The sequence below is a fragment of the Arthrobacter sp. BB-1 genome (assembly GCF_006151685.1).
Lineage (GTDB): Bacteria > Actinomycetota > Actinomycetes > Actinomycetales > Micrococcaceae > Arthrobacter.
The window spans coordinates 140,594-155,934 of record NZ_VDEV01000033.1 but is presented as its reverse complement, the minus strand read 5'-3'; the positions used below and the strand labels follow the sequence as shown (position 1 = coordinate 155,934).

Sequence of the window (15,341 nt, the reverse complement as noted above, 5' to 3'; positions counted from 1 at the left end):
CGCCCCGGCCGTCAGCGGTGAGGAGCGGGGTACCCCTGAGCCTAGAATTCGTTTCACGCAGCGTCAACCGTTTGCTGAAAATTTCACGTCCTGTTTTCATGAAGCTACCGGTCTGCTGTCCGTACACTTGAAGGCACCAAGACTTCCGGACTCCTGTTCCGGTGAAGGAGCTGCATGAGCATGACCGGGAGCCGGACCCCACCCGCCCCAGCCGAACGGCCAAAACTGGAAGACCTCGCACGGAAGGTCGGCGTCAGCATCGCCACCGTGTCCCGGGTGGTCAACGGCCGGAAGGGAGTTTCACGGGAAATCCGCCAGGCAGTCCTGGCGGCCATGGACGACCTCGGTTATGAACGCCCCGACCGTGCCCGCAGCGACGTGAGGGGCCAGGTTGGCATCATCGTCCCGGACCTGGCCAACCCGATCTTTCCCGCCATTGCCCAGGCCGTGGTCTCCCTGCTTTCCCAGGAGGACTTCATTCCCGTCATTTGTGCCCTGCCCGGGGGAGGGCGTTCGGAGGACGAGTACATCGAGATGCTCGTGGCGCAGGGAGCCGCCGGCATCATTTTCATCTGCAGCGCGCATGCGGACGGCCAGGCCAGCCTGGAGCGCTACCACCGGCTACGCGGCCGCGGCATTCCGTATGTGCTGGTCAACGGCCCCCGGCCGGAACTCGGCGCGGCGTCGGTCGCCAACGACGATGCAGCGGCCATCAGCACCGCTGTCCAGCACCTTGCCAGTCTGGGACACCGCAAAGTGGGGTTGGCCATTGGGCCCCACCGCTTCATTCCCAGCCGGCAGAAACTTGCCGGTTTCCGCTCGGCACTCGCGGAATTCCTGGGTGTGGACAACCCCGAGGCCCACACGGCCACGAGTATGTTCACGGTGGAAGGCGGCCAGAGTGCAGCCAATGAACTCCTTGACTCCGGCCATACTGCGATTGTGTGTGCTTCCGACGTCATGGCCCTTGGCGCCATCCGCGCAGCCCGCGCCAGGGGGCTGCGGGTGCCCGAAGACGTGTCCATCATAGGCTTTGACGATTCGGCTTTGATGGCACTTACCGATCCGCCGCTGACGACGCTGCGGCAGCCAACTGCGGCGATTGCCCACGCTGCCGTCCATGCGCTTGCTGCCGACATGGCAGGCGAGCAGTCCACGCACTCGCCGGTGGTTCTGGCGTCCGACCTGGTGCTGCGCGGTTCTACCGGTCCTGCGGCAAAGCCTTCAGGCCGCCAACGCAGCCAACAATCCCCGCGATAAAAGCCACTTTGAGCACGCTGAAGGCTTCCGCTCCGGTGGCCATGGCCCAGCCGACGGTCAGCGCAGCGCCGACTCCCACCCACACGGCGTAGGCAGTGCCCAGCGGGATGTGCCGGATGGCCCAGCCCAATCCCAGCATGCTCAGTGTTGCCGTAACAGCGAAAACCAAGGTGGGGAGCGGTTGGCTGAAGCCGTCGGACAGGCCCAGTGCCGTTGCCCACACCGCTTCGAGGACCGCCGAGGCCAGCAGAACCAGCCAGGGAACCCTGTGCTGCCGCATCACGCCACCACCTTCAAGCCCACCACGCACACGGCGATGCCGGACAGCAGGAGGAGGCGTGCCGCCGTCGGACGTTCCACCTTGGTGGCAATGGCATACGCCGAGGTCAGCACCACGCCCACGCCTACCCACACCGCGTAGGCCGTGCCGGTGGGAATGGACTGCATGGCGAGGGCCAGGCCGCCGGTGCTTGCCGCGGCGGACACCAGGAAGAGGGCGGCGGGGCCGATGCGGCGGCGTCCGGAAGCCTGGAAGGCACGGTGCAAGGCTGCGGCCCACACGGCTTCAAGGGCGCCGGAAAGAATAAGTATCAGCCACGACATAAAGGATCCTTTGGCCAGTCTTGTCGTGTGCCGGGTACTGAACCGTCGTCCGGAGGCCCGGGTGCTGAGCCTTGGCTTCCAGCGTAGCAACGCGCGACGACGGCGGGCCACCGGTGGTGCCCAACCTCACCACCCCTGGCCCCCCAACTGGGTAGCGCTAAGTGTCGTTATGGGGCGCCAAAACGACACTTGGCGCTACTTAGTTGGGGGGTGGGGTTAGAGGGCGCCACCCGCAGCTTCGGGCGCGGAGGAGTCCCGGCCGCCGTCGCCGATTGTTTCCCGGGCGATGAAGTTCTCGATGTCGAACAGGTTGTCCGCGCGCTCGGCAATGTTCAGCAGTGTGGTCATGGACGCCACTTCCTCCACCTGCTCCTTCAGGAACCACAGCATGAACTGCTCGCCCAGGGCGTCGTTCTCGCCGCGGGCGGCCCGGAACAGGTCCTCGATGTTGCGGGTCACGTCCTTTTCCTGCTGCAGGGCAAGGGCCAGCGGTTCCGTGACGGAGTCGAAATCGTTGCGGACGGCCGGAACACCGGGAATGGTGAAGGGAATGTCCCGGTCCAGCATGTACTGGACCATCATCATGGCGTGGTTCCGCTCTTCCACGGACTGGCGGTAGAAGTACCTGGCCAGTTGGGGGAGGTCCTGGTTCGCGAACCAAGTGGCCACGGCAATGTACTGCTGTGAGGCAGCGAACTCATTGCCGATCTGGGTGGACAGGAGGGCATTGAAGTTTGAAGTGGTCATAGCCCGAGTCTAGGGACGGCCGCGGGGAGTGGCCAGTGTGGGAAGGCTCTGCTTCTCAGCCGGCCCGCTGGGCCAGCAGCTGTTCCACACGCTCCGGAGCGTAAAGGCTCTCCTCCACCAGCCGGCAGAGTCCAATGGCGGTGGCGGTCCGACTGTCCGCCGGCACAATCTCAAGGTCCACCAGCGAGGGCTCGAAGGCGTCGTCCAGAATCTGCCGGCGGCAGGCGAGCAGGAAGTCCGGGAGCACGCCAACCAGCCCGCCCACGGCGATGCGGCCGGGGTTCAGCGTGCCCACCGTCGCCGCGAGCGTCCGCCCGAGCAGCTGGCCGGCCTCTGCGACGGCGGCGCGGACGGCGGGATCGCTGCCACAGGCGTCCACCAGCTGCCGCAGCGAACCGTAGCTGGAGAGCTTGGGATCGGCCAGCAACGCCCGTCCCGAGGCCACCGCGGCAAGGCAGCCGTCCCTGCCGCAGCGGCAGCGCCGGCCGGCCGCCTCCGGAATGCGGACGTGTCCGATGTCCCCCGCGGCCCCGTGGGCGCCCCGCACCAGGGCGCCGCCCACGATGATGCCGGAGCCGACGCCGGTGCTGACTTTGACGGCCACGAGGGATTCGAGGGGCTCGCGTACCTCGCCCACAGCCATGGAGCGGGCGTCATTTTCCAGCAGGACCGGGCAGTCCAGCCTTGACTCCATCACTTCCTGCAGGTTTTGCAGGTTCCAGTGGGCCAGGACAGTCCGCTCCAGTCCCAGGCGGTGGAGCGGGTCCACGGGGGCGGGCAGGCCCACTCCCGCTCCCACCGGCTGCCGCCCGTCGAGCAGCCGGAGTGACTCCCCGATGACCTGGCCGGCCACCGCCTCCTGGGGTTGCCTGATGTCGATGGGCAGCCGCGCGGAGGCCACGATGTCACGGCCCAGGGACAGGAGATGGATCCCGGCGTGGGTGTGGCCGATCTCGATGCCGAGGACCAGCTTGTTGCGGTCATCGAAGCGAAGGGCGCGCGGCGGCCTGCCGCGCTGTGCATGTAGTGGCGAGGATTCGTAGACCAGGCCTGCGGCGAAAAGCGCATCGAGCCGCTCATAGAGGGTGGACCGCGCCATACCCGTGATGTCCAGCAGTTCCGCCCGGCTGTATCCGCCCGCGTTCGAGCGCAGCAGCTGGAGGACATGGCCGGCACTGGTGGCAAGCCCCACCGGAGGTTGGCCCGAGCCCCCGACGAGCGTCCTCTGCTGGGTCATGCTGCTTGCTCCCTCGGAAGTGCGGACGGGCGGTCCAGCGCGCCGGACGTTGACGTGGTCTGGATCACACAATTATGATCGATCATCAGACAAAAATACTATCTGCCCTTGAAGCAGGAGGCTCTCATGTCCGATCTCGCTCACTTCGACGTCAGCCGGCGGACCTTGTTGAAGGGAGGCCTGCTGGCGCTGGCTACTGGCCCACTCCTCGCGGCCTGCGGTGTGAATACCAGCGGAAGCGGAGGGGAAGGCTCCGTCAACTTCCTGTCCACCCAGTTCTCCCCGGTGGAGGAACGCCAGAAGTACGAAGCCACGCTGAAGAAGTTTGCAGGGGACATCAAGGTGGCCTACAACCCCGTTGACACCGGCGTCTTCAACACCACCCTGAAGTCCCAGCTCGCCGCAGGGAAAGTGGAGATCGGCATCGCCGCCGGCCTCCACAGCGACCTCATCCCGTTCGCCTCGCAGTTCGAAGACCTCAGCTCCCTCACCAAGGACCTGTCATCCGCCGGCTTCTCCGACGACCTGCTGAAGCTGGCGAAGCTCGGCACGGATGTTCCCCGGTACATCCCCTGGATCCAGGCCACCTACGTGGTTGCGGTCAACAAGAAGGCGCTTGAGTGGCTGCCCTCCGGCGCGGACGTCAACAACCTCACCTACGAGAATTACCTCGCATGGGCGCAGGCCGCCAAGGCGGCCAACGGCGGCCGCCCGGTCTTCGGCATCCCAGCCGGGCCAAAGGGCCTCCACCACCGCTTCTACCAGGGCTTCCTCCTGCCAAGCTTCACCGGCGGGCAGATCACCACGTTCCGCAACGCGGATGCGGTCACCGCCTGGACGTACATGCGGGACCTGTGGGCCAACATGAACCCGGCCTCCGCGAATTACGACTTCATGCAGGAACCCCTGGGCAACGGCGAGGTCCTGGTGGCCTGGGACCACGTGGCCCGCCTCATCAACGCCGTCAAGGACAAGCCGGACGACTGGATGATGGTGCCGGCACCGTCCGGACCGAAGGGCAAGGGCTACCTGCTGGTGGTGGGCGGTATGGCCGTGCCGCAGGGTTCACCGGAGAAGGACAAGGCGTTTGAGCTGATCAAGGCACTGTCTAAGCCTGAGGCGCAGATAGAGACGCTGAAGTCCAACGCTTTCTTCCCGGTGGTGAAGGCAGACATTGGCAGCGACCTGCCCGGCGGCATCGCCCTTGAAGCCAAGGCGGTCAAGGCGCAGCAGGAAGCCCAGGACGCGATCCTGGCCCTCCCGCCGGTGGGACTGGGAGACAAGGATCCCCAGGTCTCGCAGCTGTTCAAGAACTGCTTCCAGGAGATCTGCCTGAACAACGCGGACGTCAAGGCGACGCTGGACCGGCAAGGGGCAGAGCTTGCCAGCATCATGGAGACGCTGAACGTTCCCTGCTGGGCCCCCGATCCTGACGCCGATCAATGCAGGGTTGCCTGATGGCCGCACCCGACGCCCCGGCAGCAGCCAAGCCTCGGCCCCGGCCCGCAGCGCCGCGGGGCCGGCCGCCGCGCAGGAGCGGCACGTCGGCGGCCATGCTGCTGATCGCCCCGTCCATCGTTTTCATGACGCTGCTCTTCGGCTGGCCGATGGTCAGCGGCATCCTCCAGGCGTTCGGCGGCCCCGAGGGGCTTACGACGGCGAACTTCACCCGGATGGCGCAGGATCCCTACTTCTGGTCCTCCGTGGGCAACACGCTGCTCCTCATCGTGGTGATGATTCCGATCCAGTTCGTCCTGGCGCTTGCCATGGCCCTGCTGATCCGGGCCAAACCGAGGGGCTCGTCGGTGTACTTCTACATCTGGGCCATACCGCTGGCCGTCAGCGACCTTGCCGCCGGCCTGGTGTGGCTGACCGTCTTCACCGACCGGGGATACCTCAACTCCATCCTGGCGTCCGCGGGCCTTGAGCCCGTCTCCTGGCTCGCCTACGACAACTACGCCTCGATGTTCATGGCCGTGCTGATCGCGGAGGTATGGCGCGCCACGTCCCTCGTGTTCGTGATCGTGGTGGCCGGCCTGCAGTCCATCCCCAAGGACTATGAGGAGGCCGCCGGCGTGTTCGGCGCCGGCTTCTGGGACCGTCTCTGGCACGTGACCCTCCCGCTGCTGCGCCCCAGCCTCCAGACGGCCCTGATCCTGAGGACCATCCTCGCGTTCCAGACCTTCGCCGTCGCGCTGGCCCTCACCGGCCAGAACTTCCCGCTGGTGGTCGGTGAGACATACCGGTGGTACACCGGCCTGCAGGACGCTAACGTGGCCTCTGCCCTGGCCCTGGTGGTCATGGCGGTGTCCATGGTGACCGCCGTCGGCTACCTCAAGCTCCTGAGAGACCAATCGGAGGCAGCCCGATGAGCCACGCCACCACCAATAAGGAAACGGCTCCCGAATCGCGGCCGCAGCCGGAGGTGGACCGCAGGCCGCTGGCACGGCGGCGCCGGAGCCGGATACTGCTCCAAGTGGGCTGCATCCTCATCACGCTCTTCATGGCACTTCCCATCTACCTGATCGCACTGTCCGCCACCTCCAGCAGGGCGGCCCTGCAGAAGTTCCCCCTGAGCTTTATTCCGGACAACTTCTCCCTGGAGACGATGCAGACGTTCCTGCAGTCCACGGGCATCCTGGCCGGCCTCATCAACTCCGTCCAGGTGGGCGTCTTCACCCTCGTGTTGTCCCTGCTCATCGGCGTCCCCGCGGGGTACGCGGTGGCACGGTTCGCCTTCCCCGGGCGGGACCCCTACCAGCTGTTCCTGCTCTTCACCCGTGCGCTGCCCATCGTGGTGCTTTCCGTGCCGCTGGCCCAGCTGTTCCTCCAGACCGGGCTGTACGACAGCGTCCTGGCCGTCGTCCTGCTCCACACCGCACTAGCGCTGCCGACCACCATCCTGATCACGTCCTCGGTGTTCCTGGGAGTACCCCGGGACGTCGAGGAAGCTGCCCGCATCTTCGGCTGCAGCCCCGTGCAGGCCTTCCTCAAGGTGGTCATGCCCATGGCCATCCCCGGCATCGCCGCGGCGTCCATCTTCACGTTCGTCATGTCCTGGAATGAAGTCCTGGGTGCGTCGATCCTGACCCTGAACCAGCGCACCCTGCCCGCCCAGGTCCTCAGTTCCCTCGCCGAGTCACCGCTGGCCTACCGGTTCGCCGGCGGCTTCCTGCTGGTGGTCCCGGCACTGATCTTCATCTTCTTCATGCGCCGCTACCTCACAAACATGTGGGGCTCCACGATCCGCTAGTTCTCCCCAGAGAGGCTGTTCCATGGCTGACATCTCCATCAAGGGTCTCCACAAGACCTACCCCGGAAGCACCGAGCTGGCCACGAACAACGTGTCCCTCGAGGTTGCAGAGGGTGAGTTCATGGTGCTCCTGGGGCCCTCGGGCTGCGGGAAGACCACCCTCCTGCGCATGGTAGCGGGGCTGGACTTCCCGGATGAGGGGAGCATCTCCATCGGCGGGCGCGACGTAACCTACCTGCCACCGCAGGACAGGAACCTCTCCATGGTGTTCCAGTCCTACGCCGTGTTCCCGCACCGCAAGGTCCGCACCAACATCGGGTTTGGCCTGGTGATGAAGAAGGTTCCCCGGGATGAACTCGAGAAGAAGGTCGCCTGGGCGGCCGACCTCCTCCAACTCACCCCCTACCTGGACCGCTACCCAGCCCAGCTCTCGGGCGGGCAGCGGCAGCGCGTCGCCGTCGCCAGGGCGATCGTCATGGACGCAGACGTGCTGCTCATGGACGAGCCACTGTCCAACCTGGACGCCCTCCTGCGACTCGACTTCCGCGCGGAACTGAAAAAGATCGTCCAGCAGCTGGGATCCACCACGCTCTACGTGACCCACGACCAGGTGGAGGCGATGAGCCTGTCGGACCGGGTGGCCGTGATGAAGAAAGGGCAGATTGCCCAGCTGGGGCATCCCATCACCGTCTACGAGGAGCCTGCGGACCGATTCGTCGGGGGATTCATCGGCTCGCCGCCAATGAACTTCCTCGAGGGCCGCGTGACGCAGCAGGGCGCCCTGGAAGTCGCCGGCCAAAGCACCGAGGCGCCTGAATTCCTGGCCCGTTCCGCAGCCCGGTCCGGAGGTCTCCCGGTAATGGTCGGTATCCGTGCGGAAAACATCTATCTTGAGCAGCGCGGAGCGCCGGGGACCCTTGATGCCACCGTGGAAGTGGTGGAACCGCTTGGCCATGCAACCCTGCTGACCGTGGACCTGGGCGGCCAGCCCATCAAGGTGCAGGTTGCCTCCACCGTACGGGTTTCCCCGGGAGAAAAGGTTGGCCTGAGGTTCGACCAGGCTGCCATCCGGTTCTTCGACACGGAGACGCAGCTGGGGCTCACGGCATGAGCGCGGCGCCGGACAGGGACACTTATCCGATCCAGGACCTCGAAGAGCTCGGGCGCCGTGCCAGGGACGTCCTGGCAGCAAACGACCTCGGCACCATGGTGACTGCCGCACCCAACCTGTATCCGCACATGTGGAGCTGGGACGCCGCCTTCGTCGCCACCGGACTTTCGACCGTGAGCGTCGAACGGGCCCTCCGGGAGCTCGACTACCTGCTGGCCGCCCAGTGGAAGAGCGGGATGATCCCGCACATCGTCTTCTCCGACGTCCCCGGCTACTTCCCCGACGTTGAGCGCTGGGGGACGCGCGGGGCCGCGCCGGAGGGCGTGCAGTCCAGCGGCATCTGCCAGCCGCCGGTGCATGCCACCATGCTGCGCCGCATCGTGGAACGGGCGACGGCGGCGGGAGGCGAGGATGCCAGGCTCGCCGATGAATTCACCCGGCGGACGCTGCCGGGATGGATCGACTGGCACGCCTGGCTGCGCAGCGCGCGCGGCGGGGACGGCTCGGGCCTGCTGACCATCTACCACGGCTGGGAGTCCGGAATGGACAACTCCCCGCGCTTCGACGGACCGTACTCCAGGGTCAAGCCGGGCGAGATGGAGCCGTTCGTCCGCACGGACACCCAGAAGGTCAAGGACCACAGCCAGCGCCCCAGCGACGAGGAATACAGCCGCTACCTGTGGCTGGTGCAGCAGATGGCGGACGTGGGGTTCGACGACGCGCAGTTGCCGCGGGTGATGGCCTTCCAGGTCAAGGACGTCTTTATGTCCGCCATTTATGCCGCGGCCAACGAGGACCTGGCCGTGCTGGCGGAACAGTTCGGATTGCCGGGGGAGGCCCCGCAGCTGCGGCAGTGGGCCCGGGAATTCCGCGAGGGCGTTGACGCGACGGTGGATGAAGGGACCGGACTTGCCCGCGACCGGGACGTGCTGACCGGGGAATGGATCGGACCGCCCACCATGGCCGGCTTCGCGCCCCTGATTTCCACCACGGACCAGGCCCTCCTGGACCGGCAACTGGAGGTCTTCGAAGGGCCGGACTGGACCGGCGACCCCCGCCTGGCCTTCCCGCTGCCGGCCTCCACGTCCACCACTTATGAGGGGCTGAAGCCGCGCCAGTACTGGCGCGGACCGGTATGGCCGGTGATGAATTGGTACCTGGCCCACTGCCTGCGGAGGCGCGGCGACGAGAAACGCTACCGCCAGCTGCGCGAGGCCTCCCTCGCCCAGCTCATGGAAGGCCATTTCGGCGAGTACTACGAACCCTTCACCGGCGAACCGCTGGGCAGCATGGACCAGTCGTGGACAGCCGCCGTCGCGCTTGAATGGCTTGCCGATCCCCGGAACGGTTGACCGGTGGACGCCGTGCCGGTGCGCCGGAACCCGGTGCGGCTCCTCATCGCCGGTGCCGGTGCCAGGGGTGCAGCCTATGCCCGGCTCGCCGTCGCCACCGGCCAGGCCATCGTGGTGGGCATGGCCGAGCCGCGCCCCGTGCTGCGCAGCCGCCTGGCAGCCGAACTGAAAGTGCCTGCGGAGGGTGTCTTCGCGGACTGGCAGTCAATGCTCGGGAACCGCCTGCCCGCCGATGGCATCATCATCGCCACACCTGACCGCCAGCATGGGGCTCCCTTCGCGGCAGCCGCAGCCCACGGCTATCCGATCCTCCTGGAGAAGCCGGTTGCGGTGGATGCCTCCGGCTGCGCCGAGCTGGAACGCGTGGGGCGCGAAACGGGCGCCAGCGCAACTGTCTGCCACGTATTGCGCTACACCCCCCTGACCGCGCTCCTCAGGCAGCTCCTGGAGGGCGGGGCGGTAGGCCGGATTATTTCCGTCCAGCACCTGGAGCCCGTGGGCTTCTGGCATTTCGCGCATTCGTACGTGCGCGGAAACTGGCGCCGGGAGGAGGACTCGAGCCCATTCCTCCTTGCCAAATGCACGCACGACGTCGACTGGCTTTCCTACATCATCGGCAGCAGGCCGCTGAAGGTGTCGTCCTTCGGATCTCTGGCCCACTTTCGCCCTGAAGGGGCGCCGGAGGGCGCTGCCCGGCGCTGCGTCGGCTGTCCCGCGGAGCCCCGCTGCCCCTACTCCGCGCTGAAAATCTATGGTGCGGGGCGCCCCACGAACGGGGCCAAGGCTGACCCCGCCCGGGCGTATTTTGCGGACGTGGTGGATCCCGGCGGCACGCCCGAGACGCTGCTGCACGCCCTGGCAACCGGCCCCTACGGCCGCTGCGTCTATTTTTCGGACAACGACGCTGTGGACCACCAGGTGGTGAACATTGAATACGAAGACGGCACAACAGCGTCCTTCACAGCCACGGCCTTTACCGCCGCCGGCCCGCGGCGCACCCGGATCTTCGGCAGCCACGGGGAGATCTCGGTAGAAGCGGACGCCATCTCGGTCTTCGATTTCCTGACCGGGGCAACCACTGTCCACCCCGTCCCTGCTGCCCCACCGCAGGTCCAGGGGGAAAAGCACGAGGGCGGCGACCGCGGCCTGGTTCAGGCGTGGGTGGCGGCGCTTGCCACCGGTGACTGGTCGGCGGTGGTGTCCGGGCTGGAAGAGTCCCTCGTCAGCCACGCTGCCGTTTTCGCCGCCGAGGAGGCCCGCAGGAGCAGCGCCGTGGTTCAGGTTGGCTCGTTCAGCCTGAGGCAGTGACCGGGTCGATGGACACAACGGCCAGGAAGCCGCGGCCCAGGATCTCCGGGGACGCCGTATCGGAGCCCACCACGGCGTCGTAGCGGCCCAGGACCTCAGCTTCGCTGGTTCCCTCGGAGGCCGTGGCCTGCCCCTGCAGCAGGATCCCCAACTGGCCGGCGAACAGCGGATGGGCGCGTTTCCTGGAGATCTCGATGATGGACGTGAAGCCCTTGAAGCTGCCGGCCCGGGTGATGACGTTGAGGTTCGTGACATCCCCCGTGGGAAGGGCGCACGAGGTGGCGGCCCCGCCGGGAAACCGGAACGCGCGGTACTTCTCCAGGGGATGCTCGGCGCCGTCCACCGTCAGGAGCAGGAGTTCGCCTTCCACCACCGTCAGCACCCGCTCCATGCCGGGGAACGGCGAGAAGTCCCCGGCTTTGGTGACCTCGGCGATGCTTACCCGCCAGTCCCATCCGCCATCCTGGAGGGACGTGGCGTCGGGATGGCCGGCAATCTGGGTTGTGACGCCGCCGCCGTTACGCCAGGGCTGGGGCTTGCGGTCGGCGAAGCGGATGATCTCCATCCGTCCAGCCTAGTTGGCCTGCCCTTCCTGCCCCTATCGGCAGCTGCCCGCCTTCCCTGCTACTCTCCTGCGGGGGACAACATCAAAACAGCCTGAAGGAGCCGGGAATGTTCGTCAAAGTGTGTGGCCTCAGCACGCCAGAATCCGTCCGGGTTGCCGTTGAGGCGGGGGCGGACGCGGTGGGGTTCGTCCTGACGGCCAGCCCCCGCGTGGTCTCGCCGTCCCAGGCCTCCGCGCTGCTGGCCGAAGTGCCGGACCGGGTTTCGCCCATCGGCGTGTTCCGTGACGAGCCGGCCGCCGACGCCGTGGCCATCGCCCGTGCCGCCGGGCTGGAGTGGATCCAGCTGCACGGCCGGCGCTCGCGCGCTGACGTGGCCACAGTGCACGACGCCGGCATGAAGCTGGTCAGGGCCGTCACCATGGGTGCCACGGCGGAGGAGCTGGAGGACTGGGGAGAGGACCTGCTCCTGATCGACGCCGCCGTCCCCGGTTCAGGCGAGGCCTGGGACTATGCATCCGTGGCCGAACTTCCTGTGCTTCGGGGACGCAAATGGCTGCTGGCAGGCGGGCTGGACGCGGCCAATGTTGCGCAGGCCTCAACGGCGGCACACGCGTGGGGCGTCGATGTTTCCTCCGGTGTCGAGGTGTCCCGCGGCGTCAAGGACCTGGCAAAGGTCAGCGCTTTCGTGCAGGCAGCCAAGGGTGTGGCTGCCCCGGCCTAGCCGTGGATTCAGGGGCCCGTCAGGGCAGGCCCCCATCCCGCTGCCGCAGTCCCCGGGGCACAATGGAGGGATGAAGGCATTGCTCAACATCATCTGGCTGGTTTTCGGCGGTTTCTGGCTCGCGCTGGGTTATTTTTTCGCGGGGGTCATCTGCTGCCTGCTGGTCGTTACCATTCCGTGGGGCATCGCGTCGTTCCGGATTGCCGCCTACACGCTCTGGCCATTTGGCCGGACGGTGGTGGACAAGCCCGGCGGCGCCGGGGTGTTCTCCCTGCTGGGCAACGTCATCTGGCTGCTGGTGGCAGGCATCTGGATCGCCATCGGACACGTGGTCACAGCCTTCGCCATGGCAATGACCATCATCGGGATCCCGCTGGCCATCGCCAACCTGAAGCTCATCCCGGTGTCCCTGATGCCGCTGGGCAAGCAGATCGTGCCCACCAGCCAGCCGTTCGTTTCCGCCTACCGCTAAGCGCCGGCGCGGAACAGGGACAACGTCAGCGGGGGCTGAACGTCCCGTCCACCAGGATGGCCACCGCGTCGCTGTCGTCCAGCTCCGCGGCAATATCGACGTCGGCCGCGTAGCCTCCGCCGGTCAGCTCCCGGCCGCTGGAACAGCCGTGCAGGATCTCCCGGAGCCGCGGCTCTGCGGCCTCGAAGACGGCCATGGCCGCCACCGCCTCCGGTGAGTATCCGTGCCTGCCGTCTTCGGCCTCATAGCCGCCCTTGCCTGCTGCCACAAGGCCCGCGATGAACGCCCCTGCCCCGATCTGGTCCTCCACGGCCGGCCGGAGGGTGCCGTCCGGCCAGCGTTCGCCGGCCGCAACCACTGCGATCACTGAATCCTCAGGCATGTTGGCAGCCACCCAGTCCGCAGTGGCCGCGGCATTCCGGAGGCACACAGTGGCCACCAGTGGAACGGCGCGCGCAAGTCCGTGGCAGAGCGCGGAACCGTTGGGGGAGGGCAGGACCACCCTATCCAGGGCATCGGCGGCCCGCAGGCTCGCGGGGGAGAGGCTGAGCCCGCCGCCGTCGCGGGGCCCGGCCAGGACAGCCCGGTGGCGGGCGGCGAAGTCCTCCGCGCCGGTGTCCTTCCAGGGAAAAGGGAAAACCGCGGCGCCCCGGTCCAGGGCGACGCTCACGCAGGTGCTGAAGGACAGGACGTCAACCACCACGGCGAGGTCCGCGCCGGACGTTACTGTGCCGGCGCCGTCGGGCCCCCATTCCACCCGGACCTCATAGGGCAGCTGCCGGTGCGCGGCGCTTGCGGTGAACGTGTGGCGGGGATTGGAGGTGGGTGCGTTCACGCCAGCTCGCCCTTCAAGTTGCGGTGCGCGGCAGCCAGCCACAGCTCCTGTGCCCTGCCGCTGTGGAACAGCGGCTCCAGTTCCAGCAGTTGGCGTACGACGGCGGCGCGCCCGGCCGCGAAGTCGGCGTCGCCGATGTGCGCGTAATCCTTCCGGACGGAGGCAACGTACCTGGCATATTCCTCGGGGTCCCCGCCGAGGACGGACAGGTCGGCGTCGCAGAGGAGGGCGCCGTCGTCGTCCCCCTGTTCGGGGCGGTGATCGGCGGTCAGCCGGACAAGCCGTGCCACCTCGGCCGCCTCTGCCTCCGGAAGGCCGGCGTCATGCAGCCGCTCCTCGGCGAGGCGGGCGGACTCCTCCTCGTCCTGGCCGGCTATGCCGCGGTAGACGGCGTCGTGGAACCAAGCCGCCAACAGGACCGTCCGCGGCGGGTCGGCGGGATCGGTGAGGAGGTCGAGGGCTTCGAGCACTCCCAGCAGGTGCGTGCAGCCGTGATAGTGGCGGTGGTCCTCGCTCCACCGGTCCAGGAGGTCAAGGAACAGGGAGTCATGGCCCGGCATGATCGAGTTCCAGCGGTTCAGCAGGGGCATCTTGAGCGATTTGTTCCGTTGCCGGGCCGGGATGCGCAGGCCGCTGGCGATCAGCTTTCGGACCAGGATCCTGGCTTCCACAGGAACGGCGCCGGCTGCCACGAGGTCATCAAAGCGGCGCTCCGGAACGTCGTAGTGGTCCCCGTCAAAGGCCCGCTGGGGGATACCGGCCGCAGCCGCAAACGCATGCAGTTCCGCCAGCGAGTCGTCGGAAATGAGGTGCGAGAAGTGTGTTCCGTGCGCAGGCCAGAGGGGCGGGTCGATGTATATCAAGTGATCCTTTCCGAGCCCCGGAACCTTTCGGACGCCTGCTGAAAAGATCCTAGCGCCGCTCGGGTCCGTCGTTCCATCATTCGGAATTCCAGACCTTGTGCCAGCAACACGCGGCCGGGAGAACCCCAACGTCCCGGAGATATTCCCCAACGGAGCTTGCCCTCTGCAACTGTGGGTATGAAGGCCAGCGCAGGTTGGCCAGTCCGCAGGCTTAACAGAGTGTCAGCCAAGAGAGCTTCAAGCGATGGCCAAACCGCCGGGCGCCAATCGGCCTCGTCCTTGAAATATTCACTTATGCAGCCGTGCCGCCGTCCTTTTCTGAGGTCGACGAACAGGAAGTCGCCGGAACCGTCGTCTGCGACCGGGAGGAAGGATGAGATGAACATAGAAACCCTGGTGCCGGCTTCTTCAGCTGCAGCACGTGCCGGGTCGTACGGTTGATGGGGCGTGGGCGCAAGAGTACCGCCGTAAGCTTCGTGGACGGCGCGCAGATTCAAGTAAAGAGGCGACCCTTCTCCCGTTCGTCCACGGCATTTGCTTCCTCTCCAACCCGCGCCCAGATGTCGAGCAACATTTGTTGTGTCTTCCCCGCTTCTTTCAGTGGGAGCGGCCGATAGTTCGGGAAGACATAGCCTGCGGTTGACGGCTCGGCGCCGTCGAAGAGCCGATAGAGAGTCGACAGGTCTTTGTGCCACCCGTTGGGTGCTGCCTCTTCAAATGAGCGAATGAGTGCTTCGGGCGCGGGGGCTCGTATGGTCCTGGCTGTTTCTGGTGCGTTAACACTCAGCCACTCAACAATTTCAGTCCACACTTTCTGAATCCCCATGCCGAGAATCTACCCACCTTTCCTGCGCATGGACGCGGAAAAGCTTCAGCAATTCTTTCCAGGAAGAAACACGGGCCCAGGGAGGGAGCCGGGGCCGCACCTCGGCCAGCGAACTACGGCGGGTCGATGTAGAGAGCCATGGGGGAAGTCTAGTGCTGCACCGTACCCGCACCGGCTGTGCCTTGCA

Annotated in this window: 17 protein-coding genes and 1 riboswitch; of the genes, 9 read left to right on the top strand and 8 right to left on the bottom strand. The window is 66.7% G+C overall.

Annotated elements, in window-relative coordinates:
* The first annotated feature begins 174 nt into the window (after positions 1 to 174).
* A complete protein-coding gene (locus FHJ30_RS18390) occupies positions 175 to 1,260 on the top strand; it encodes a LacI family DNA-binding transcriptional regulator (RefSeq protein ID WP_139030689.1) in 1,086 nt (361 codons plus the stop codon).
* Here FHJ30_RS18390 and FHJ30_RS18385 read toward each other — a convergent pair.
* The 4 genes from FHJ30_RS18385 to FHJ30_RS18370 form a co-directional block, all read right to left on the bottom strand.
* A complete protein-coding gene (locus FHJ30_RS18385) occupies positions 1,202 to 1,540 on the bottom strand; it encodes a multidrug efflux SMR transporter (protein ID WP_139030781.1) in 339 nt (112 codons plus the stop codon). The two genes, FHJ30_RS18390 and FHJ30_RS18385, sit on opposite strands and share 59 nt — an antisense overlap.
* Positions 1,540 to 1,863, bottom strand: coding sequence for a multidrug efflux SMR transporter (locus FHJ30_RS18380; RefSeq protein ID WP_139030688.1), 324 nt, complete (start codon positions 1,861 to 1,863; stop codon positions 1,540 to 1,542). The genes FHJ30_RS18385 and FHJ30_RS18380 overlap by 1 nt, the downstream gene beginning before the upstream one ends.
* A 9-nt stretch (positions 1,864 to 1,872) precedes the next feature.
* Positions 1,873 to 1,938: riboswitch (guanidine-III (ykkC-III) riboswitch) on the bottom strand.
* Between the two features lie 141 nt (positions 1,939 to 2,079).
* Positions 2,080 to 2,610 carry a ferritin gene (locus FHJ30_RS18375; protein WP_139030687.1) on the bottom strand — a complete coding sequence of 177 codons (531 nt, stop codon included), beginning with the start codon at positions 2,608 to 2,610 and terminating at the stop codon, positions 2,080 to 2,082.
* A gap of 55 nt (positions 2,611 to 2,665) precedes the next feature.
* Positions 2,666 to 3,847 carry an ROK family protein gene (locus tag FHJ30_RS18370; protein ID WP_139030686.1) on the bottom strand — a complete coding sequence of 394 codons (1,182 nt, stop codon included), beginning with the start codon at positions 3,845 to 3,847 and terminating at the stop codon, positions 2,666 to 2,668.
* A gap of 126 nt (positions 3,848 to 3,973) precedes the next feature.
* Here FHJ30_RS18370 and FHJ30_RS18365 point away from each other — a divergent pair, with 126 nt between their 5' ends.
* From FHJ30_RS18365 to FHJ30_RS18340, 6 genes are read left to right on the top strand one after another with little or no spacing between them, the layout of a single operon-like run.
* Positions 3,974 to 5,305: an ABC transporter substrate-binding protein gene (locus tag FHJ30_RS18365; RefSeq protein WP_139030685.1), complete on the top strand. Its 1,332-nt coding sequence runs from the start codon at positions 3,974 to 3,976 to the stop codon at positions 5,303 to 5,305.
* On the top strand, positions 5,305 to 6,219 hold the full coding sequence (locus FHJ30_RS18360; RefSeq protein WP_205677059.1) for a carbohydrate ABC transporter permease: 915 nt from the start codon (positions 5,305 to 5,307) through the stop codon (positions 6,217 to 6,219). The genes FHJ30_RS18365 and FHJ30_RS18360 overlap by 1 nt, the downstream gene beginning before the upstream one ends.
* Positions 6,216 to 7,100 carry a carbohydrate ABC transporter permease gene (locus FHJ30_RS18355; protein WP_139030684.1) on the top strand — a complete coding sequence of 295 codons (885 nt, stop codon included), beginning with the start codon at positions 6,216 to 6,218 and terminating at the stop codon, positions 7,098 to 7,100. Before FHJ30_RS18360 ends, FHJ30_RS18355 begins: the two co-directional genes overlap by 4 nt.
* 22 nt (positions 7,101 to 7,122) lie before the next feature.
* Positions 7,123 to 8,211, top strand: a complete 1,089-nt coding sequence (locus tag FHJ30_RS18350) for an ABC transporter ATP-binding protein (RefSeq protein WP_139030683.1) — start codon at positions 7,123 to 7,125, stop codon at positions 8,209 to 8,211.
* Positions 8,208 to 9,563 (top strand): MGH1-like glycoside hydrolase domain-containing protein, encoded by a 1,356-nt coding sequence (locus FHJ30_RS18345; protein WP_139030682.1) that lies wholly within the window; start codon positions 8,208 to 8,210, stop codon positions 9,561 to 9,563. The genes FHJ30_RS18350 and FHJ30_RS18345 overlap by 4 nt, the downstream gene beginning before the upstream one ends.
* Positions 9,564 to 9,566: 3 nt before the next feature.
* Positions 9,567 to 10,871: a Gfo/Idh/MocA family oxidoreductase gene (locus FHJ30_RS18340; protein WP_228404493.1), complete on the top strand. Its 1,305-nt coding sequence runs from the start codon at positions 9,567 to 9,569 to the stop codon at positions 10,869 to 10,871.
* Here the strand turns inward: FHJ30_RS18340 and FHJ30_RS18335 are convergent.
* Positions 10,855 to 11,436: a HutD family protein gene (locus FHJ30_RS18335; protein WP_139030681.1), complete on the bottom strand. Its 582-nt coding sequence runs from the start codon at positions 11,434 to 11,436 to the stop codon at positions 10,855 to 10,857. The two genes, FHJ30_RS18340 and FHJ30_RS18335, sit on opposite strands and share 17 nt — an antisense overlap.
* Before the next feature lie 107 nt (positions 11,437 to 11,543).
* Between FHJ30_RS18335 and FHJ30_RS18330 the strand changes: the two genes are divergently transcribed.
* Together FHJ30_RS18330 and FHJ30_RS18325 are read left to right on the top strand one after the other, a co-directional pair.
* Positions 11,544 to 12,158: a phosphoribosylanthranilate isomerase gene (locus FHJ30_RS18330; RefSeq protein ID WP_139030680.1), complete on the top strand. Its 615-nt coding sequence runs from the start codon at positions 11,544 to 11,546 to the stop codon at positions 12,156 to 12,158.
* Between the two features lie 70 nt (positions 12,159 to 12,228).
* On the top strand, positions 12,229 to 12,630 hold the full coding sequence (locus FHJ30_RS18325; protein WP_139030679.1) for a YccF domain-containing protein: 402 nt from the start codon (positions 12,229 to 12,231) through the stop codon (positions 12,628 to 12,630).
* Between the two features lie 25 nt (positions 12,631 to 12,655).
* On the opposite strand, the gene FHJ30_RS18320 is transcribed toward FHJ30_RS18325, so the two are convergent.
* The 3 genes from FHJ30_RS18320 to FHJ30_RS18310 all read right to left on the bottom strand — a co-directional run bounded on the left by FHJ30_RS18320 (position 12,656) and on the right by FHJ30_RS18310 (position 15,154).
* Positions 12,656 to 13,465 (bottom strand): 2-phosphosulfolactate phosphatase, encoded by an 810-nt coding sequence (locus FHJ30_RS18320; RefSeq protein WP_139030678.1) that lies wholly within the window; start codon positions 13,463 to 13,465, stop codon positions 12,656 to 12,658.
* Complete coding sequence (locus FHJ30_RS18315; RefSeq protein WP_139030677.1) at positions 13,462 to 14,328, bottom strand: DUF4031 domain-containing protein; 867 nt, start codon at positions 14,326 to 14,328, stop codon at positions 13,462 to 13,464. The genes FHJ30_RS18320 and FHJ30_RS18315 overlap by 4 nt, the downstream gene beginning before the upstream one ends.
* Before the next feature lie 493 nt (positions 14,329 to 14,821).
* The gene (locus FHJ30_RS18310; RefSeq protein ID WP_139030676.1) at positions 14,822 to 15,154 is read right to left on the bottom strand and encodes a hypothetical protein; all 333 of its coding nucleotides are present in this window, start codon (positions 15,152 to 15,154) and stop codon (positions 14,822 to 14,824) included.
* Positions 15,155 to 15,341 lie beyond the last annotated feature (187 nt).

What these genes read in the sequence shown, in the direction of transcription:
- FHJ30_RS18390 (WP_139030689.1), top strand. Translation starts at nt 175, where the DNA reads ATGAGCATGACCGGGAGCCGGACCCCACCCGCCCCAGCCGAACGGCCA.
- FHJ30_RS18385 (WP_139030781.1), bottom strand. Translation starts at nt 1,540, where the DNA reads ATGCGGCAGCACAGGGTTCCCTGGCTGGTTCTGCTGGCCTCGGCGGTC.
- FHJ30_RS18380 (WP_139030688.1), bottom strand. Translation starts at nt 1,863, where the DNA reads ATGTCGTGGCTGATACTTATTCTTTCCGGCGCCCTTGAAGCCGTGTGG.
- FHJ30_RS18375 (WP_139030687.1), bottom strand. Translation starts at nt 2,610, where the DNA reads ATGACCACTTCAAACTTCAATGCCCTCCTGTCCACCCAGATCGGCAAT.
- FHJ30_RS18370 (WP_139030686.1), bottom strand. Translation starts at nt 3,847, where the DNA reads ATGACCCAGCAGAGGACGCTCGTCGGGGGCTCGGGCCAACCTCCGGTG.
- FHJ30_RS18365 (WP_139030685.1), top strand. Translation starts at nt 3,974, where the DNA reads ATGTCCGATCTCGCTCACTTCGACGTCAGCCGGCGGACCTTGTTGAAG.
- FHJ30_RS18360 (WP_205677059.1), top strand. Translation starts at nt 5,305, where the DNA reads ATGGCCGCACCCGACGCCCCGGCAGCAGCCAAGCCTCGGCCCCGGCCC.
- FHJ30_RS18355 (WP_139030684.1), top strand. Translation starts at nt 6,216, where the DNA reads ATGAGCCACGCCACCACCAATAAGGAAACGGCTCCCGAATCGCGGCCG.
- FHJ30_RS18350 (WP_139030683.1), top strand. Translation starts at nt 7,123, where the DNA reads ATGGCTGACATCTCCATCAAGGGTCTCCACAAGACCTACCCCGGAAGC.
- FHJ30_RS18345 (WP_139030682.1), top strand. Translation starts at nt 8,208, where the DNA reads ATGAGCGCGGCGCCGGACAGGGACACTTATCCGATCCAGGACCTCGAA.
- FHJ30_RS18335 (WP_139030681.1), bottom strand. Translation starts at nt 11,436, where the DNA reads ATGGAGATCATCCGCTTCGCCGACCGCAAGCCCCAGCCCTGGCGTAAC.
- FHJ30_RS18330 (WP_139030680.1), top strand. Translation starts at nt 11,544, where the DNA reads ATGTTCGTCAAAGTGTGTGGCCTCAGCACGCCAGAATCCGTCCGGGTT.
- FHJ30_RS18325 (WP_139030679.1), top strand. Translation starts at nt 12,229, where the DNA reads ATGAAGGCATTGCTCAACATCATCTGGCTGGTTTTCGGCGGTTTCTGG.
- FHJ30_RS18310 (WP_139030676.1), bottom strand. Translation starts at nt 15,154, where the DNA reads ATGGGGATTCAGAAAGTGTGGACTGAAATTGTTGAGTGGCTGAGTGTT.